Consider the following 450-nt stretch of genomic DNA (forward strand, 5'->3'; position numbering starts at 1 on the left):
TGGTTACGTTTACTCCAAATTTTGCGCTCATAGTTTTTCTCCTTTGTTTCGGTTTATTGTTAAATTTCTCATTTTTTACTCCTTTATTATTTGTATTTTATGATGTGCCACGTACGGCATGCTAAGTAAAATACATACGCCTTCCACTTTGCTACGCCGAGTGCCGTCATCATCTCACGCAGGGTTTCGTCGGCTGTTTTAAAAAGCCTCTTTGCTGGCTCTAAAGAGCCCAGTTCAAAGATGAGTTCAGCTTCATCGCAAAGCCAGTCGTGCACCACTATCGCCGAAAGATACTCAGGGCTATTTGGTGGAAATATGCTCCAAAGAATTCTAGGTACATTCGCTCCGTTTGTCTTGTATGCTGCTGGAACTACGATATTGCCGTACTCGTATGACTCAACAATTTCAAACCTATCTTTTGAGAAAGGCTTGAGAATGGGTCGTCTGATT

General features: G+C 41.8%; 1 protein-coding gene. It reads right to left on the bottom strand.

The features are described 5' to 3' along the window. Window positions 1-86: 86 nt before the first annotated feature. Window positions 87-450 (bottom strand): DUF1353 domain-containing protein (locus CCAL9328_RS10750; RefSeq protein ID WP_170000649.1); only part of this gene is annotated, 364 nt, incomplete at its 5' end.

The organism is Campylobacter sp. RM9328, from assembly GCF_012978615.1.